This is a genomic window from Pseudomonas sp. NPDC087598 (assembly GCF_044743525.1).
Lineage (GTDB): Bacteria > Pseudomonadota > Gammaproteobacteria > Pseudomonadales > Pseudomonadaceae > Aquipseudomonas.
Genome location: NZ_JBIUWQ010000019.1, coordinates 56,121 through 72,794 on the forward strand (window position 1 = coordinate 56,121; position 16,674 = coordinate 72,794).

Annotated in this window: 17 protein-coding genes; 8 read left to right on the forward strand and 9 right to left on the reverse strand. The window is 59.1% G+C overall.

Annotation, left to right across the window (positions count from 1 at the left end; translation table 11 throughout):
• Positions 1-224 precede the first annotated feature (224 nt).
• Both ACIOWE_RS13025 and ACIOWE_RS13030 read left to right on the forward strand, forming a co-directional pair.
• The gene (locus ACIOWE_RS13025) at positions 225-1,115 is read left to right on the forward strand and encodes a neutral zinc metallopeptidase (protein WP_201236705.1); all 891 of its coding nucleotides are present in this window, start codon (positions 225-227) and stop codon (positions 1,113-1,115) included.
• On the forward strand, positions 1,116-2,069 hold the full coding sequence (locus ACIOWE_RS13030; RefSeq protein WP_401391772.1) for an alpha/beta hydrolase: 954 nt from the start codon (positions 1,116-1,118) through the stop codon (positions 2,067-2,069). It begins immediately after the preceding gene.
• Between the two features lie 206 nt (positions 2,070-2,275).
• On the opposite strand, the gene ACIOWE_RS13035 is transcribed toward ACIOWE_RS13030, so the two are convergent.
• The 3 genes from ACIOWE_RS13035 to ACIOWE_RS13045 form a co-directional block, all read right to left on the reverse strand.
• Positions 2,276-2,869, reverse strand: a complete 594-nt coding sequence (locus ACIOWE_RS13035) for an HAD family hydrolase (protein ID WP_401391775.1) — start codon at positions 2,867-2,869, stop codon at positions 2,276-2,278.
• Positions 2,866-3,735: an acyl-CoA thioesterase II gene (gene tesB, locus ACIOWE_RS13040; RefSeq protein ID WP_401391778.1), complete on the reverse strand. Its 870-nt coding sequence runs from the start codon at positions 3,733-3,735 to the stop codon at positions 2,866-2,868. The genes ACIOWE_RS13035 and tesB overlap by 4 nt, the downstream gene beginning before the upstream one ends.
• Before the next feature lie 109 nt (positions 3,736-3,844).
• On the reverse strand, positions 3,845-4,414 hold the full coding sequence (locus ACIOWE_RS13045) for a GNAT family N-acetyltransferase (protein ID WP_401391781.1): 570 nt from the start codon (positions 4,412-4,414) through the stop codon (positions 3,845-3,847).
• 83 nt (positions 4,415-4,497) lie between these two features.
• Between ACIOWE_RS13045 and ACIOWE_RS13050 the strand changes: the two genes are divergently transcribed.
• Both ACIOWE_RS13050 and ACIOWE_RS13055 read left to right on the forward strand, forming a co-directional pair.
• A complete protein-coding gene (locus ACIOWE_RS13050) occupies positions 4,498-5,418 on the forward strand; it encodes a histone deacetylase (protein WP_401391784.1) in 921 nt (306 codons plus the stop codon).
• Positions 5,419-5,712: 294 nt separating this feature from the next.
• Complete coding sequence (locus tag ACIOWE_RS13055) at positions 5,713-6,960, forward strand: TIGR03862 family flavoprotein (protein ID WP_401391787.1); 1,248 nt, start codon at positions 5,713-5,715, stop codon at positions 6,958-6,960.
• A gap of 230 nt (positions 6,961-7,190) precedes the next feature.
• Here the strand turns inward: ACIOWE_RS13055 and ACIOWE_RS13060 are convergent, their stop codons facing one another.
• On the reverse strand, positions 7,191-8,528 hold the full coding sequence (locus tag ACIOWE_RS13060; RefSeq protein ID WP_401391790.1) for a DEAD/DEAH box helicase: 1,338 nt from the start codon (positions 8,526-8,528) through the stop codon (positions 7,191-7,193).
• Between the two features lie 65 nt (positions 8,529-8,593).
• Entirely contained in the window at positions 8,594-9,529 is a 936-nt protein-coding gene (yedA, locus tag ACIOWE_RS13065; protein ID WP_401391793.1) for a drug/metabolite exporter YedA, read from the reverse strand.
• 163 nt (positions 9,530-9,692) lie between these two features.
• Here yedA and ACIOWE_RS13070 point away from each other — a divergent pair, with 163 nt between their 5' ends.
• Positions 9,693-10,148 (forward strand): Lrp/AsnC family transcriptional regulator, encoded by a 456-nt coding sequence (locus ACIOWE_RS13070; RefSeq protein WP_401391796.1) that lies wholly within the window; start codon positions 9,693-9,695, stop codon positions 10,146-10,148.
• 154 nt (positions 10,149-10,302) lie between these two features.
• On the opposite strand, the gene ACIOWE_RS13075 is transcribed toward ACIOWE_RS13070, so the two are convergent.
• Positions 10,303-10,815, reverse strand: a complete 513-nt coding sequence (locus ACIOWE_RS13075) for a Bro-N domain-containing protein (protein ID WP_401391799.1) — start codon at positions 10,813-10,815, stop codon at positions 10,303-10,305.
• A 452-nt stretch (positions 10,816-11,267) separates the two neighbouring features.
• Between ACIOWE_RS13075 and ACIOWE_RS13080 the strand changes: the two genes are divergently transcribed.
• Positions 11,268-12,272: a hypothetical protein gene (locus ACIOWE_RS13080; protein WP_401391802.1), complete on the forward strand. Its 1,005-nt coding sequence runs from the start codon at positions 11,268-11,270 to the stop codon at positions 12,270-12,272.
• A gap of 241 nt (positions 12,273-12,513) precedes the next feature.
• On the opposite strand, the gene ACIOWE_RS13085 is transcribed toward ACIOWE_RS13080, so the two are convergent.
• The 3 genes from ACIOWE_RS13085 to ACIOWE_RS13095 form a co-directional block, all read right to left on the reverse strand.
• Positions 12,514-13,119, reverse strand: a complete 606-nt coding sequence (locus ACIOWE_RS13085; RefSeq protein ID WP_401391805.1) for a PolC-type DNA polymerase III — start codon at positions 13,117-13,119, stop codon at positions 12,514-12,516.
• A gap of 37 nt (positions 13,120-13,156) precedes the next feature.
• A complete protein-coding gene (locus tag ACIOWE_RS13090; protein ID WP_007949802.1) occupies positions 13,157-13,636 on the reverse strand; it encodes an NYN domain-containing protein in 480 nt (159 codons plus the stop codon).
• A 216-nt stretch (positions 13,637-13,852) separates the two neighbouring features.
• Complete coding sequence (locus ACIOWE_RS13095) at positions 13,853-14,593, reverse strand: DUF2076 domain-containing protein (protein ID WP_401391808.1); 741 nt, start codon at positions 14,591-14,593, stop codon at positions 13,853-13,855.
• Positions 14,594-14,771: 178 nt separating this feature from the next.
• Between ACIOWE_RS13095 and ACIOWE_RS13100 the strand changes: the two genes are divergently transcribed.
• Together ACIOWE_RS13100 and ACIOWE_RS13105 are read left to right on the forward strand one after the other, a co-directional pair.
• Complete coding sequence (locus ACIOWE_RS13100; RefSeq protein WP_201236695.1) at positions 14,772-15,446, forward strand: YciC family protein; 675 nt, start codon at positions 14,772-14,774, stop codon at positions 15,444-15,446.
• Positions 15,447-15,521: 75 nt separating this feature from the next.
• Positions 15,522-16,601, forward strand: a complete 1,080-nt coding sequence (locus ACIOWE_RS13105; protein ID WP_401391811.1) for an endonuclease/exonuclease/phosphatase family protein — start codon at positions 15,522-15,524, stop codon at positions 16,599-16,601.
• Positions 16,602-16,674: the final 73 nt, after the last annotated feature.

The window sequence follows — 16,674 nt, forward strand, 5'->3', positions numbered from 1 at the left end:
GACCCGTGACGTTCAATCACACGCGATTCACGGGTTTCAATCGCTGGAAGTGAAGCTCATGAAAATCAGCAAGCCTGACGGCACACCGTTATAGTTCTCGTCGGGCATATGATCCTTGCCTGGCCGTCGAACCGCCGGGGCCGTTCAGGTGTCTGACGACCGGACTGGCGCCGCTCTCGCACACCAGCAACACTCATCATCACGTTTATTCAGAGGATTCCCACATGCTATGGAAAAAAGGCCGACGCAGTGACAACGTCGTCGATGCCCGTGGTGATGATACCGGTGGTGGCGGTGGCGGGATGCGGTTTGGCGGCGGCAAGGGCCTGAGTCTGGGCGCCATCCTGTTGATCGTCGGCATCGGCTGGATTACCGGCCAGGATCCTCTGCAAATTCTCGGTCAGCTCGTCGGGCAATCGGGACAGCAGTCGGCGCCCACCTCGCAAACCCGCCAGGCACCGCCTGCCAACGACGAACAGGCGGAGTTTGTGCGCTCGATTCTCGGCGACACCGAGGACACTTGGGGCTCGATTTTCCAGCAGGCCGGCCGGCAATATAAGGATCCGACCCTGGTGCTGTTCAGCAATCGGGTCAACTCCGCCTGTGGTCTGGCAACTTCCGCCACCGGACCGTTCTACTGCCCGGCGGATCAGAAGGTTTATCTGGACATGGCGTTCTTCCAGGAAATGTCGCAACGCTTCAAGGCCGCGGGCGACTTCGCCCAGGCCTACGTGATCGCTCACGAAGTCGGACATCATGTGCAGACGCTTCTCGGTGTCTCGGCAAAAATCCAGGCAGCCCGCCAGCAAGGTCGGCAGATGGAGGGTGACGGTGGCTTACTGGTGCGCCAAGAGTTGCAAGCCGACTGCCTGGCCGGCGTCTGGGCCTACAACGCGCAGAAGCGTCTGAACTGGCTGGAACCGGGCGACATCGAAGAAGCCTTGAACGCCGCCAACGCCATCGGTGATGATCGCTTGCAGCAACAGGGTCAGGGCCGTGTGGTGCCAGACTCGTTCACCCACGGTACGTCGGCGCAAAGGGTGCGCTGGTTCAAAACCGGATTCGCGCAGGGCCAGGTCGGCCAGTGCGACACCTTCGCGGCGAAAAACCTGTAAATGCATAAATGGCTTTTGGCTTTACTGATCATTGGCAGCACCGCTCAAGCGGCCGGCGTCGACGCGATCAGTCCCGGGCGCTTGCAACTGAAGGCCGGGGAAATGGCAGTGGGCATCGGCCCGGCGCCTGAAAAAATCGAGCGGGTGCTGATCGTCATTCATGGCCGTTTGCGCAACGCCGAAACCTATCGCAAGAGCGCCGAGAGCGCCGCCGAACTGGCCGGTCAAACCACGCACACGCTGGTGATCGCGCCGCAGTTTCTCAATGAAAGTGATGTCGCCCTGTACTCGCTTCCCGCAACATTGTTGCGCTGGAAGGGTAACGAGTGGATGGGCGGTGGTTTATCCACAGGGCCGAATCCGTTGAGTTCCTACGCCGCGCTGGATGAAATCGTCGCGCGCGTAACTGACCGCAAGCAGTTTCCGGACGTCAAGCAGATCGTGATTTTCGGCCACTCCGGCGGTGGCCAAGTGGTGCAGCGATATGCCCTGCTCGCCAAGGATCAACCGGCGCTGAAGGCCAACGGCATTCGCTTGCGTTATGTAGTGGCCAACCCGTCTTCCTACGCTTATTTCAACGAGCAACGGCCGGTGGCGTTCGATCACGCGAAGTGCGTGGGTTTCAATCGCTGGAAGTACGGTCTGTCAGACATGCCGGTGTACGCCGGCGGGCAAACGCCGTTGCAGCTTGAAAGCAGTTACATCAAGCGCGAGGTGATTTATCTGCTTGGGCAGCAGGACATCGACCCGCAACATCCGGCGCTGGACAAGAGCTGTGCCGCTGAGGCGCAAGGTGCGTATCGGCTCGAGCGCGGCAAGTTGTACTTCGGCTATTTACTGCGCCGCCATCCGGAAGGGGTCAATCAGCGGCTGGTGGAAGTGCCCGGGGTCGGGCATAACGGCGATGGGATGCTGACGTCGGCGGAGGGGCAGAAGGCTCTGTTCGAACAGTAATTTTGTGGGAGCTGAACCGGCCTCATCGCTGGCAAGCCAGCTCCCACAATATCTATGCCGAATGCAATTCTGTATTCACTTGAGAACCTGTGGGACCTGGCAAGCCAGCTCCTGCAGTATCTGCGTCGAATGAAGTTCATGTATTCACATGAAATCCTGTGGGAGCTGGCTTGCCAGCGATGGGGCAATTACAGACAACACAGGTCTCAGGCCAGAAGCATCCGCCGTAATTCGAGACAATCCTGCGCATGCCAATCCGTCAGTTCCGGCCACGGATTATCCGGCAGGTTCACCAGCACCGTCCGCGCGCCCGCCGCTCGCCCGCAATCCAGATCAAAGCGGTAATCGCCCACCATCACCATCTCACTGGCCGGCACTTTCCACGCCTCAGCCAACTTCAGCAATCCACCCGGATGCGGTTTCGGCGGTGCTTCATCGCGACCCAGCACATCGTCCACCGCAAAACATTCAGCGAGGCCGATGGCCTCAAGGGTGACATGCGCCAGCTCCCGGGCATTGCGCGTCAGAATGCCGAGGCGATACCCGCGCGAGTGCAGATCGCGCACCAGTTCCACAGCACCCGTGGCCGGTTTCGAACCCAGTGCCAAATCGCGCTCATGCTCGAGCAACCAGGCATGTTTCGCCGCGGCTTCATCCGCCGGTAGCGCAGCCAGATGCGTGAGGATGTCGTCCTCGGGCGGAATCGCCAGTGCCACGCGAATCGCCGCAAAATCATGCACGGCGACGGTCAGCGTGCCGTCCATGTCGAACACCCAATGACGAACTTCAGTCAGACTCATGCCCAATCCTTGCGATGACGGATCAAGCCTTCCTGGGTTACCGAGGCCACCAGTCGTCCGGCACGGTTGTACACGCTACCACGGGAAAAACCACGAGAGTTGCCGGCCCACGGACTGTCCATCGCATAGAGCAACCAGTCATCGGCGCGCAGATCGTTGTGGAACCACAACGCGTGATCGAGGCTGGCAACCTGCATGTCTTTCTGCCAGACCGATTTGCCGTGGGGCAGCATCGAAGTGGTCAACAGACCGAAATCCGAAGCGTAAGCCAGCAGGTATTTGTGCAGTGCCGGAATGTCGGCCAGTGCGCCATCGGCACGGAACCACACGTATTTCACCGGATCCGCTGGCTGCGGGTTGTAGGGGTCTTTTTCGGTGACCGGGCGCACTTCGATCGGTTTCGGGCACAACAGTTTTTCACGCATGTGCTCCGGGATCAGGTGCGCACGCTGCTGGGTCAGCTCCAGCTCCGACGGCAGGTTTTCCGGGCCGACCACAACCGGCATCTGGCTCTGATGTTCGAAGCCTTCTTCGTCGTATTGAAACGAAGCGCTGCAGGTGAAGATCGGATGTCCCTTCTGAATCGCCGTCACGCGACGGGTGCTGAAACTGCCACCGTCGCGCACGCGGTCAACCGAATACACCACCGGCAACTTCGCGTCGCCGGGGCGCAGAAAATAGCCGTGCATGGAATGCACATGGCGGGCTTCCTCAACAGTCTGACTGGCCGCCGATAGCGACTGACCGAGCACCTGACCACCGAACAACTGACGGAACCCCAGGTCCTGGCTGCGGCCTCGGAAGAGGTTTTCTTCAATCGGTTCCAGGGTCAGCAAATCGACCAGATCTTCCAACACTTGGCTCATTCAGACTCTCCTCACACAAAGCTATGCCGCGCAGTCTTGGCTGCGGCGGCCGATTCTGGTTCTGGCGCGGGCCAATGATTTGGCGGCCATTGTAAACGTCCGTGTCGGCTTATCCATGCAAGGTTTGCAGCCACTGCTCCCGGGTAATGCGGTACAGCACATGTCTTTGTAAAGGATGATCGGCGGCGAGTTTCGGATGATCAAAATCATTGGCCGCATCGTGATGCATGCCGATCGCCTGCATGACTTTTTCCGACGGCAGATTGCTTTGTGCCGTGAAGGCCACGATCTCCTTCAGGGCCAACCGATCAAACCCGCAGCGCAGAGCGGTCCAGGCCGCTTCACTGGCGTAACCGAGGCCCCAATGTTCCTTGGCCAGACGCCAGCCGATTTCCACCGCCGGGGTAAACGGCGCATCGAAACCGACCACGCCCAGGCCGGTGAAACCGATAAATTCGCCGCTGTCCTTGCGCTCCAGTGCCCAGAGGCCGTAACCGTGCTCGGCAAAATGCCCACGCACGCGGCCGATCAACGCGGCGCTTTCCAGTCGACTCAACGGGGCCGGAAAGTAGCGCATCACCTGAGTATCGGCACACATCGCGGCAAATGCCGGCAAATCCTCGTCCTGCCACTGACGCATCAGCAGGCGTGCGCTTTCAAGTTGCAGTATCGGCTCCATCGTGCCCCTCCGTTTCCATGCCGCAAGTCTACATCGCTGGTAGGATCCTTCACTCTTTCCTACGTTTCCTACATGAAATCACCATGCCACTGCCGCTGATCTACCACGAAGACTACAGCCCGGAGTTCCCGGCGGATCACCGCTTTCCCATGGACAAGTTCCGCTTGCTGCGCGATCACCTGGTCGACAGCGGCCTGACCAGCGACGCCGAGTTGCTGCGTCCGCAAATCTGTCCCAACGACATCCTCGCCCTCGCCCATGACCGTAGCTATATCGAACGTTACATGAGCGGCGAGTTGTCCCGCGAAGACCAGCGGCGCCTCGGCCTGCCATGGAACGAAGCGTTGGCCCGGCGAACCGTACGCGCAGTCGGCGGTTCGATACTGGCGGCGGAAAAAGCCCTGGAGCATGGTTTGGCCTGCCACTTGGCGGGCGGCACGCATCACGCCCATTACGACTACCCGGCCGGTTTTTGCATCTTCAATGACCTGGCGATCATCAGCCACTATCTGCTGCAAAGCGGTCGGGTGAACCGGGTGCTGATCTTCGACTGCGATGTGCATCAGGGTGACGGGACTGCGCGGATTCTCCACGACACCCCGGAGGCGATCACCGTTTCCCTGCACTGCGAGAAGAACTTTCCTGCACGCAAAGCAGAAAGCGACTGGGACATTCCGCTGCCCAAAGGCATGGGCGACACCGAGTATTTGCGCGTGGTGGACGACGCCCTCAACTATTTACTGCCGCTGTATCAACCGGATCTGGTGCTGTACGACGCTGGCGTCGATGTGCACAAGGACGACGCCCTCGGTTATCTGCAACTGACCGATGAAGGCGTCGCCGCCCGCGATGAAAGCGTGATGCGCCACTGCCTGGGTCGCGACATCCCGGTGGTCGGCGTCATTGGCGGCGGCTACAGCAAAGACCGCCACGCCCTCGCCCGCCGCCACGGCATTCTTCATCACAGCGCGCAGCGGGTCTGGCAGTCACACGGCTGTCATTGAGTTGTGCTGCGTTACCCACAATCGCTGTGGAACGGCCTGTGGATAACCTGAGCGAAAGGGACTACAGGCCATGCTGGCTAAGGCCTGCAGTACGCTGATCAATTTTCAACCAGTTATTGAATCGAACGAAAATTCCCTTGTGGGAGCGAGCCTGCTCGCGAAGGTGTCCGGACATTCAAGATTTAACTGACTGACCTACCGCTTTCGCGAGCAGGCTCGCTCCCACAAGGATCTCCCACATTGGTTTGCGCTGTTAGAATGCGCGCCTTATCCCGCCAGACCGCAGCGCACGCCATGACCCAGACCTCCGCCTCCTCCCCCGCTCACATCGCCATCATCGGCGGTGGCCCCGCCGGCCTGATGGCCGCCGAAGTGCTGAGTCAGGCCGGAGTGCGCGTCGACCTCTACGACGGCATGCCCTCGGTGGGCCGCAAGTTTCTGCTGGCCGGCGTCGGCGGCATGAACATCACCCACTCCGAACCTTATCCGGCGTTCCTCTCGCGCTACGCCGAACGCGCACCACACATCGCTCCGCTCCTGCGCGGCTTCGATGCCGACGCACTGTGCCGCTGGATTCACGACCTGGGCATTGAGACATTTATCGGTAGCTCGGGCCGAGTATTCCCCACCGACATGAAAGCCGCCCCGCTACTGCGTGCCTGGCTCAAGCGCCTGCGCGACAGTGGCGTAGTTATCCACACCCGCCATCGCTGGCTCGGTTGGGATGAAACCGGCGCACTGCGCATCGCCTGCCCCGACGGCGAAATAACCCTCAAACCGGACGCCACTCTGCTCGCCCTTGGCGGCGGCAGTTGGTCGCGACTGGGTTCCGACGGCGCGTGGATGCTGCCACTGGAACAGCGCGGTGTAGGACTGGCGCCGTTGCAGCCGAGCAATTGTGGCTTCGAGGTGCAAGCCTGGAGCGAATTACTCGTCAATAAATTCGCCGGGGCGCCGCTGAAAAACATCGCCATTGGCTTGAACGACGACATCCCGCGCCTCGGCGAATGCGTCATCACCGCGACAGGGATTGAAGGAAGTTTGATCTACGCGCTGTCGGCACCGATTCGGCAAGCGATCAACGCGCAGGGCTCAGCCACTGTCCACATCGATCTGCTGCCGGGCCGACCTGTGGATAAATTGCAGGCTGCGTTGAGCAAACCGCGGGGTTCGCGCTCGATGGCCAAGCATCTGCACAGCCAGGTCGGGATTGACGGGGTGAAAGCCGCGTTGTTGCGTGAACTCACTGACCCCGCCACCTTTGCCGATCCAGCGCTGCTGGCCCGGGCGATCAAGGCGTTGCCGCTGACATTGATCAAAACCCGACCGCTGGACGAGGCGATCAGCAGCGCTGGTGGAGTGACGTTCGAAGCAATGGACGAGCAACTGATGCTCAAGGCGTTGCCGGGGGTGTTCTGTGCGGGAGAAATGCTGGATTGGGAAGCGCCGACCGGGGGATATCTGCTGACGGGGTGTTTTGCCAGTGGCCGGGCTGCGGGTTTTGGGATGCTGGAGTGGCTCAAGTCCAAGTCGCCTGCCTGACCCTCACCCCAGCCCTCCCGAAACGTCGGACCGCCCAGAGGGAGAGGGAGCCTACCGAGTTGTCGCGCGTACAACATCGACTGAAGGATCGAGCCGATTATGGATTCACAACAGCAGAATCAGGTCAGCGTATTTCGAGAGCATTCCCCAATCAGTCCCCTCTCCCTCGGGGCGGTCCGACGTTTCGGGAGGGTTAGGGTGAGGGGCTCTTGGCTTTTAGCTTTTGATGTTCAAGGCTTGCGCTTGCGCGGCCCGGTGTTGAACACCGGCACCTTGCGCACGGGCTTGATCGAAGGCTCCGGCGCCTGGGTCTCGCCGCTGTCGACCCACTTACCGAGATTGCGCTTGCCGCCACCGCCAGAGGTTTTGGGTTTTTTCGGTTTCTTCGGCTTCTTGATCACCTGACCGCTGGCATCGGTGTCCGGCACACGGTGCTCAGGTTCGAAATCCGGCTCGTTCTGGCGCTTCAGGGTCTGACGCGTGAGCATTTCAATCGCCGACAACATGTTCACCTCATCGGCACACACCAGCGAAATCGCCTCGCCGGTTGCGCCCGCACGACCGGTACGGCCGATCCGGTGAATGTAATCCTCGGCCACGATCGGCAGATCGAAGTTGACCACCAGCGGCAGATCTTCGATGTCCAGACCACGGGCGGCAACGTCAGTCGCGACCAGAATCTGCACTTCGCTGAGCTTGAAACGATCCAGTGCACGCTGACGCGTCGCCTGCGGCTTGTCGCCGTGGATGCCATCGGCGTTGACGCCCAAGCCCTGAAGTTTTTCCACCAGTGCATCGACGCCGTTGCGGGTCTTGGCGAACACCAGCACCTGCTTCCACTTGTTCTTGCGCATCAGGTGCACGAACAATTCGGCCTTGCGCTTCTTGTCCACCGTCACCACCCATTGCTTGACGGTGTTGGCGGCGACGTTGCGCGGGCTGACTTCAATGCTCAGCGGATCGTTGAGCATCTGCCCGGCCAGCAGGCGGATGTCATCGGAGAAGGTCGCAGAGAACAGCAGAGTCTGGCGTTTTTTCGGCAGCATGCGGTAAATGTTCGCCAGCTCTTCGGAGAAACCGAGGTCGAGCATACGATCAGCTTCATCCAGCACCAGAGTTTGCAACTGATCGAGTTTCAGCGCGTTCTGGCGGAACAGGTCGATCAGGCGACCAGGCGTGGCAACCAGCACATCAACGCCGCCGCGCAGCTTCATCATTTGCGGGTTGATGCTGACGCCGCCGTACACCGCATAAGTACGCAGTGGCAGGTTTTCGGCGTACTGGCGCACGGATTCATGAACCTGCTCGGCCAACTCGCGGGTCGGTACCAGAATCAGCGCACGCGCCGAGTTGGCGGTGACTTTCGGCCCTTCCATAGCCAGCAACTGCAGGAGCGGCAAGGCGAAACCGGCGGTTTTGCCGGTGCCGGTCTGGGCCGCAGCCATCAGGTCGCGACCGGCCAGAACGGCCGGAATGGCTTGCGCCTGAACCGGCGTCGGGGTCTGGTAGCCGAGCGTCTCGAGGGAGCGCAGCAAGGGTTCGATCAGGCCAAGAGAGGCGAAAGTCATGGGAGTACCGTAGGAAAAATCAGCGCGGTTGCGCAAAACAAGTGTGCAATGCCGCGCAGTTTACCCTAATTCGCCCGCTGTTCTTCGTGAACGGCTGTCGGCGCCACGACCGGCGGCTGTGCTGGCCGACGCCACTGCGGCAAGCCAATCAACACCACGGCGCTGATGATCACCAGCATCGCCAGTGCTTCTTCGATACCGATGGTCTCGCCGACAAACACAATCCCCAGCAACACCGCCACCGCCGGGTTGACGTAGGCATAACTGGTCGCCGCTGCCGGACGCACGTGCTTGAGCAGATACATGTAGGAATTGAAGGCGATGATCGAGCCGAAAAAGATCAGGTACGCCAGCGCCAGCCAGCCTTCAACGGGCGGCACCGCTTGCAGGCGTTCGCCACTCACTGCGCTGCCGATCAGCAGGACCACACCGCCGACCAGCATTTCCACGGCACTGGCCATCGCGCCCTGCGGCAACGGCAGATGTTTGCTCCACACCGAACCGAAGGCCCAGGTCGCCGCCGCGAAAATCAGCAACGCCGCACCCATCGGACTCGATTGCAGGTTGGAGCCCATGTTGAGCATGGCGATACCGATGATCCCCAACGCCACCCCGGCCCATTCGAGGCGTGTATTGCGCGCGCCCCAGAAATATCCACAGAGCAAAGTGAACAGCGGCACCGTCGCCACCGCCAATGCCGCAACGCCGGAAGCCACCCCGGTGTGCTCGGCAACACTGACCGCGCCGTTACCGAAACTGAGCAGCAAAATGCCGATGATCCCCGCAGCTTTCCACTGTGCCCAGGTCGGTGCAGGTGCCCCGCGCCAGCGAAGGAACGCGTACATCAACGTCCCCGCGATGACAAAACGCACACCGCCGAGCATCAGCGGCGGCCAGTACTCGACGCCGATGCGAATCACCAGATAGGTCGATCCCCAGATCACATACAACGCAAAAAATGCGGCAATCAGGGGCAAGGAAAAACGGCGCAAGGCAGGCATGGGCAGCTCGAACGTCAGAGTCAGGGGATTGATTATTCTAGAAAGGCACGCAGGCAAAAATAAGTTACAAAACCTGTTTATCGCGCCGGTACACTTTTGAAAACACGGAGATCGGCGGGATAAGCCGCGATTTCGAAAGTCTGGCATTTTCAGGAGTCCGGCCTTGGACAAATACGACCGCATGCTGCTCAGTGCCCTGCTCGAAAACGGTCGCGCGTCCTACGCTGATCTGGCACGCAAAGTGAACCTCTCCGCCCCAGCCGTCGCCGAGCGCGTGGCCAAGCTTGAGGCTTCCGGGGTAATCACCGGGTATGAGGCGAAAATCGACCTGTCGAAAATCGGTCTGCCGATCCAGTGCGTGATTGAACTGCGTCTGCATCAGAACGGCAGTCAGAAGGTCTACGACGAACTGGTGAAAATCCCGCAACTGACCGAGTGCTTCCGGGTCACGGGCGATCCGTGCGTGATCATGAAGGGCGCGGTGGGTTCGATGCCGGAACTGGAGGAGTTGATCAACCGGGTGGCGAAATTCGGCTTCAGCAAGACGTCGATAGTGCTGTCCAGCGCCATCGAAAAACGCGTGCCGCTTGGCCACATCGAAAACAACGGCAAATCCTGAGGACGATTATGTCCCCTGTGGGAGCGGGCTTGCCCGCGATGGCGGAACATCAGTCGACACAAATGCTGACTGACACACCGGCATCGCGAGCGGATTTACAGTTGTTTCAACTGATCAGAAATCAATCTTCCAATCCTAAATCAACAAGAGGCCTTCAGCTGTAGCTGGCCCCTTCCTGAGTCAACATATACGGCATGTCTCGCATGCGTATCCATGGCTCATTGCGCCAATGCAGAAGCCTCAACGTTTCCCCGGCACACATGATCAAACGCATATGTGGGTCTGGAACTGACTTGGAGTTTTGACGAAGTATCGGCACAACTTGATGCGTCAACCAACGACGCAAGTGACGGTTCTCTGGGGAGTAGTGATAAACCAGCATTGCGTAAACCCCGGATTCGCTCAGCATCAAAGTCTCTTGAGCACCATCACTACCTGACAGATACATCATCTGCCGCTGATCCTCATCCAGCTTGAGGACTTGCCGCGCATTGATTTCCAGCCCCATGAGACGACCGATGTCTCGGGCACAGAACCAAGCCTCTGCATGTTGCAGAGTAGCCCGTAGCTGAGTGTGATAATGGATAAACGATTGGGGCTGTATGAGCGGCTCACGAGTGATTACTGAACCGAAATTTTCTGACGGTGTGCGGACAACCTTGACCATGACAAATCTCCTTTGAACATCGGAGCTGCCCCCATCACTTGCAGATGATGGGTGGCAGCTGTGCACGGGTCTGCAAGACCGAGTAGGAGACCCCGGCAGACCCAAAGGTCTCCCGCACACAGCTACCATAAATCGATAGTCGCTAATTGAAGCGACGCGATTATAGGTTTGCCAGTGGTCTCCTAACAAACTATCGGTGGGCTTGCAGTCCCAATCGCTGAATTTGCAGCGACGAACAGAGGTTAGCGGCGGGGTTATCGAAGCTCAAGACGGATTATCCCTAAACTTCAGTAGGATGCTTCGTCAAACTCTACACACAGATAAACAACTCGATTACTCGATACTTTCGGCCGATGGACGCCACCAAGCGCAGCAGCTAATGTCTTCAACATGCCGACAATCGGTCTTTCTCAAAAAAATAAAAATCCAATAGAAGTGAGAGGAGCTCAGAGATGACTTGGAAGGGAACGCTACGTTCGATGCAGGCGTCAGCCAGAAGAGCTGAACGCAACTCCAAAAGGCGCCAACGCGAATTGCAGGTGCGTCAAAAAGAATACGCAAAAATGGAGGCCCTTGAGCAGGCCGCGTATGAAGTTGAAGTCTACGAAAACCACATAGATCTACTGCTGTCCGTGCATAAAGACTGCGGCGAGGGGATCGACTGGAGTGAGTACGCAAATCACCCGCCACCTACAAAACCGGAAGCACTCAATACTCATGAAAACAAAGCCAGGGCGAGAGAGTCCGGTTATAAGCCTGGCTTAATTGCGCGCGCTTTAAAACTTGAGGCCAGACAACGCAGAAAACTTGAATTAGCCATTCAAGCAGCCGTTGCCGAAGACACGCAGGAGCTAGCTCAAGAGTTAAGTGAGTGGGAAGCGCAGCATCAAGACTGGAAAACCGATCACGACCTCGCACTGGGAATTCTCGCCGGTAATGGCCAAGCGAAAATTGATGCAGTTTTGCGAGTGAATCCGTTTACGGATATTTCGCACCTGGGCACGTCAATTAATGTCTCGGTTGCAGACACCGGCATTCTCGAATGCACGCTCTCGGTACACGGGACCAAAGTGATCCCTCAAGAGATCAAATCGCTACTGCAGAGCGGAAAACTATCGGTAAAAAAAATGCCGATCAGCAGGTTCAATGAGCTGTTACAGGACTACGTATCGAGCTGTGTTTTGCGGGTAGGTCAGGAACTGCTGAGTATTCTTCCCGAGCGCCTCGTCATTGTTACGGCGGTTGACTCACTTCTCAACTCCGCAACCGGCCATCTCGAAGATCAACCGATCCTCAGTGTCGCGCTTGCACGCGAAACGCTATCAAAGCTCAACATGCAAAGCATCGATCCATCCGATTCGATGAAGAACTTCGTACACACGATGAATTTCAAGAAACCAACCGGATTTATGCCGGTGGAAAAGGTTGATAGTCAACAATTCGCCAGTCTGGCCTGACGTAAAAAGATCGCAGCTTTCGGCAGTTCCTACAGAGTTTGATTGTGCTGTCGAGCTCGTTCGAAAAACGCGTGCCGCTCGGTCACATCGAAAGCAACGGCAAATAGATCAAACCAACACAGATCCAATGTAGGAGTGAGCCTGCTCGCGATAGCGGTGTGCCAGTCACCGATGATGTCGAATGACAGACCGCTTTCGCGAGCAGGCTCACTCCTACAGGGTTTCTGTGTGGGGTGCGGGATCAGCGATAGCGCTGCAGGTGTTCGCTGACTTTGGCGGCGGGGACTTTCTGCAATTTGCACAGCAGGTCGTGCGATAGCTCGCGCACGCCGTGCTTGTGGCGTAACTCTTCAGCCAGATGCGCCATCAGGTTGGCCGCCATCTCGGCGTCGGCCATGGCCCGGTGAGCCTGGCCGGTGTGCGGCAGGCGCGCGAAGGTGGTGAGGGTGCCGAGTTTGTGGTTCGGCGCGGCCGGCATCAAACGACGAGCCAGCAGCAACGAACAGGCAAAGTTCTGCAAGCGCGTGCGCTTGATCCGCCCCAGTTCGAAGTCCCAGAATTTCTGGTCGAACGAAGCGTTGTGCGCGACCAGTGGCGTGCAGCCGACGAATTCGTTGACCTCGTTCATCACCTGTTCAGCCGACGGCGCGGTGCGCAGCATGGCGTTGCTGATGCCGGTCAGTTGCTCGATGAAGGCCGGGACGCGCACGCCGGCGTTCATCAGGCTCTGGTAGCGCTCGACGATGCGACCGTTTTCCAGCATGACCACGGCGATTTCCGTGGCGCGACAGCTGCTGTTCGGCGACAGGCCGGTGGTTTCAAAGTCGATGACTGCAATGCGTTCCAAACCGGGTTCAACTCCGTACAAATTCTTCAGTAACTGCTTAATTCTTCAGTAGCAACGCGCCTTCGATCGGCACGTAACGGCTGGCGGCGCGGATCAGCGAGTTGGCGGTCAGGCCGGGCACACCGTAGGCCACCGCTTGCACACCGTGTTTGCTGATGATGCGTTCGAGCAGCATGTCGAAATCGCCGTCACCGGAAGCCAGGACGATTTCGTCGACGTGGTCGGCAGCGTCCATGATGTCGAGGGTGATGCCCACGTCCCAGTCGCCCTTGGCCGAGCCGTCGCTGCGCTGGATGTAAGGCTTGAGCTTCACGGTGAAACCGAGGTTGCGCAGGATCTGCTGAAACTGCTGCTGTTTGCTGTCGCCACGGTCGATGGCGTAGGCGTAGGCCTCGACGATCTGCCCGTCCTTGCTGATGTCAGCCCACAGTGCGGCGTAGTTGAAGTGGCAACCATAGGCCTGACGCACGGTGTAGTAGAGGTTCTGCACGTCGGCGAACACTGCGATTTTTTTCACCGGAGTTCCTGTGAGCGCGCAAGCGCCCGAAGCGGGATCAGGCGCCAGGCCCGAAAAAGGCGCCCAGTATGCCAGTAAAAAGCACTGTGGCGAGGGAGCTTGCTCCCGCTGGACTGCGCAGCAGGCCCTTCTTTTAAAAGAAAGGGCCGCTACGCGCCCCAGCGGGAGCAAGCTCCCTCGCCACAAGGATTGTGTTGCCTGGTGATTGACCGTTAGTCAGACGAAGGAATCGTCGTCATCGAAGAACGATGAGTTGTCATCGCTGTAGTCGGTGTCGGTGAGTCCGCCCTGGTCATTGCCGGCCATGCGCTGATCGTTGCCCCAGTCGTTGTTGCTCTGATCAGCCACCTGCGCTGGCTCTTCCTTGATCACTTCAACAATTTCTTCCGGCTGCTGATTGTGATGAAACAGGCTGCTGATGCCCTGCGCCAGCATCACGCCACCGGCCACACCGGCGGCGGTTTTCAATGCGCCGCCGAGGAAACTGCTGCCTGCCGCCGGGGCCGCTTGCTGTGCGTAGTTCGGTGGCGGTGCGCCGAAATTCTGTTGTGGCGCGGGCGCATTGAAGTTCTGCTGCGGCGCCGGTTCGCGCCAGCCACCGCTGGATGCCGGGGCGCTCTGGGTCGGCGCCGGACGCGGGCTGCCACCAAAGATGCTCGACAGGAAACCACCGCCGCCACTTGGCGCCGGTGCTGCGCTCTGCGCCTTGGCAGATTGCAGTTCGGCCTGCAAACGCTGGACTTGTTGGGTCAGTTGCTTGTTTTGCTCGTCGAGGCTCTTGAGCGCAGCCTCTTGCACCAGAATCGCCTGGGTCATGAAATAACCTGCCGCCGGTTGGCGCGTCAGGTGTTCCTTGATCCGCGCCTCAGCCTGGGCGTCACGCGGGGCTGCCTCCGTTTCTGCCTGTTGCAGCCGGGAAAACAGTCCATCGATCAGGGTTTGCTCTTCGCTGTTCATGGCGACCTCGTAGATTGCCGGGGATAACGTTGCCCTCGTCCACTGTGGACAAGGTGCTCTCCTGTAATGGAGACAGTGACAGGATGTTTCAACGACCTTTACCGAATGTTTACGTTTGTGTCCGTCCGCGCATCATCGGTTAAAGTGAGCCACTGTTTTCGACCTGCGATACCGACTGATGAATGCCTTCGAAGTGCTGCGCGACTCCCTGTATTTTTTCAAACGCCATTTGGCCAGCATCGTGCAGCTGTGCCTGCCGCTGGTGATTGTCGAAGCGCTGCTGCAACAAGTGGTCGATCGCGCCAGCGATCCGGACAGCTTCTCGGCTTACAGCATCATTGTCGGGTTGCTGGTCTATCCGTTGTACACCGCTGCACTGATCCTGTTTCTCGATGCCCGTACCCGTGGCGAAGCGCCGCGCACCCTCGACCTGCTGGCCATGTCCGCCCGGTTGTGGCCGCGCTTCGCCCTGCTGACGGCGCTCAACACGTTGCTGATTCTGCTGGGGCTTTCGCTGTATTTCCTGCCGGGCCTGATCCTGATGGTGATGCTGGCGTTCGGCGAGTACCTGCTGGTGCTGCGTGGCCTCAACCCATTGCACGCGATGAAAGAAAGCCTGCGCCTGACCCGTGGGCATTTCTGGCGAATCCTGCTGTGCATTCTCTGTGTGATGGGGCCGTTGTGGCTGCTCAAGGGTTTGACCCTGCAGGTCTATCCCGACCCGCAGAACCCGGCGCTTGCCGTACTGATCGACAGTGCGCACAGTTTCCTGCAACTGTTCACCAGCGTGGTGCTGTTCCGGCTGTTCATGCTGATCAGTGAACTTCCTGACAAGCGCGACAGTTCGGTCTGACTGCTTTGGTCTTGGGCGATGGCGGCGCACTCGGGTATGCTCGGGGCCACTTTTTGTAACGCTATAAGTCGAGCCATGACCCGCCTACTGCGCTACACCCTGCTCCTCATTGTGCTCGCCATCGTTCTGATCGGCGGGCTCATCTTCGGCCTGACCTGGCGCCCCGACGCCCGGGAAACCCTGCCGGTCAGCTGTACCGGAACACCGCCGATGCTGGTGCCCGGGCAGGCGCTGAAAATCATGACGTGGAACGTGCAGTACCTCGCCGGCAAGCGTTACGTGTTCTGGAACGACCTGGCTCAGGGTGACGATGAAGCGCCAACGCTGGAAGACATGGCCTTCAGCCTCGATGAAGTGGCACGGGTGATCCGCGACGAGCAGCCGGATGTCGTGCTGTTGCAGGAACTGGATGACGGCGCCAAGGCCAGCGACTATCAGGACCAGCTCAAACTGTTGCAGGAACGCGTCGCTGATTTGTATCCGTGCAGCGCCAGCGCGTTTGACTGGAAGGCCGATTTCGTCCCGGAACCGCATATCTTCGGCAGCGTTGGCCGACAACTGGCGACACTCAGCCGCTACCGCATCGAGCATGCCGAACGCCTGCAACTGCCAGTGGCATCGGCCAATTTCATCAGCCGTCAGTTCCAGCCGAAAGATGCGCTGCTGGCGACCAAACTGCCGCTCAGCGACGGCGGGCAACTCACCGTATTCAATACCCATCTTGAGCGCGCCCGCCAACCGGACGACACCTTGCAGGCGCAAGTGAGCGCAGTGGCCAAAGTGCTCGACAAGTATGAAAGCCAGGGCTTGCCGTGGCTGATCGGTGGCGATTTCAATCTGTTGCCACTCGGCCAATATCGTCGCTTGCCTGCCGAACAACGCCGGCCGTACTCCGCCGACAGCGAGTTGCACCTGCTGTGGGACAAATACCCGATGATCCCGACCAACAACGAAGCCAGCGGCATCGACCGTGCGCAGTGGCTGACCCACTACCCGAACGACCCCGGCCTCAATGGCCCGGATCGCACGGTCGACTATCTGTTCTACAGCCCGAAGATCAAGCGGATCGAGGCGACGGTGCGCCAAGACGATACGTTGCGCATCTCCGATCACCTGCCAGTGATCGCCCGCTTCCTGCTCCCCGCCGCGCCTTAACCAGCAATACCACAAAACCCTGTGGGAGCTGGCTTGCCAGCGATAGCGGTCGATCAGCCAACATTGATATCGA

Bases quoted from the DNA above. Each gene is read 5' to 3' on its own strand.
- ACIOWE_RS13100 (WP_201236695.1), top strand. From the start codon at position 14,772: ATGAATGCCTTCGAAGTGCTGCGCGACTCCCTGTATTTTTTCAAACGC.
- ACIOWE_RS13030 (WP_401391772.1), top strand. From the start codon at position 1,116: ATGCATAAATGGCTTTTGGCTTTACTGATCATTGGCAGCACCGCTCAA.
- tesB (WP_401391778.1), bottom strand. From the start codon at position 3,735: ATGAGCCAAGTGTTGGAAGATCTGGTCGATTTGCTGACCCTGGAACCG.
- ACIOWE_RS13095 (WP_401391808.1), bottom strand. From the start codon at position 14,593: ATGAACAGCGAAGAGCAAACCCTGATCGATGGACTGTTTTCCCGGCTG.
- ACIOWE_RS13025 (WP_201236705.1), top strand. From the start codon at position 225: ATGCTATGGAAAAAAGGCCGACGCAGTGACAACGTCGTCGATGCCCGT.
- yedA (WP_401391793.1), bottom strand. From the start codon at position 9,529: ATGCCTGCCTTGCGCCGTTTTTCCTTGCCCCTGATTGCCGCATTTTTT.
- ACIOWE_RS13060 (WP_401391790.1), bottom strand. From the start codon at position 8,528: ATGACTTTCGCCTCTCTTGGCCTGATCGAACCCTTGCTGCGCTCCCTC.
- ACIOWE_RS13105 (WP_401391811.1), top strand. From the start codon at position 15,522: ATGACCCGCCTACTGCGCTACACCCTGCTCCTCATTGTGCTCGCCATC.
- ACIOWE_RS13080 (WP_401391802.1), top strand. From the start codon at position 11,268: ATGACTTGGAAGGGAACGCTACGTTCGATGCAGGCGTCAGCCAGAAGA.
- ACIOWE_RS13050 (WP_401391784.1), top strand. From the start codon at position 4,498: ATGCCACTGCCGCTGATCTACCACGAAGACTACAGCCCGGAGTTCCCG.
- ACIOWE_RS13075 (WP_401391799.1), bottom strand. From the start codon at position 10,815: ATGGTCAAGGTTGTCCGCACACCGTCAGAAAATTTCGGTTCAGTAATC.
- ACIOWE_RS13035 (WP_401391775.1), bottom strand. From the start codon at position 2,869: ATGAGTCTGACTGAAGTTCGTCATTGGGTGTTCGACATGGACGGCACG.
- ACIOWE_RS13055 (WP_401391787.1), top strand. From the start codon at position 5,713: ATGACCCAGACCTCCGCCTCCTCCCCCGCTCACATCGCCATCATCGGC.
- ACIOWE_RS13045 (WP_401391781.1), bottom strand. From the start codon at position 4,414: ATGGAGCCGATACTGCAACTTGAAAGCGCACGCCTGCTGATGCGTCAG.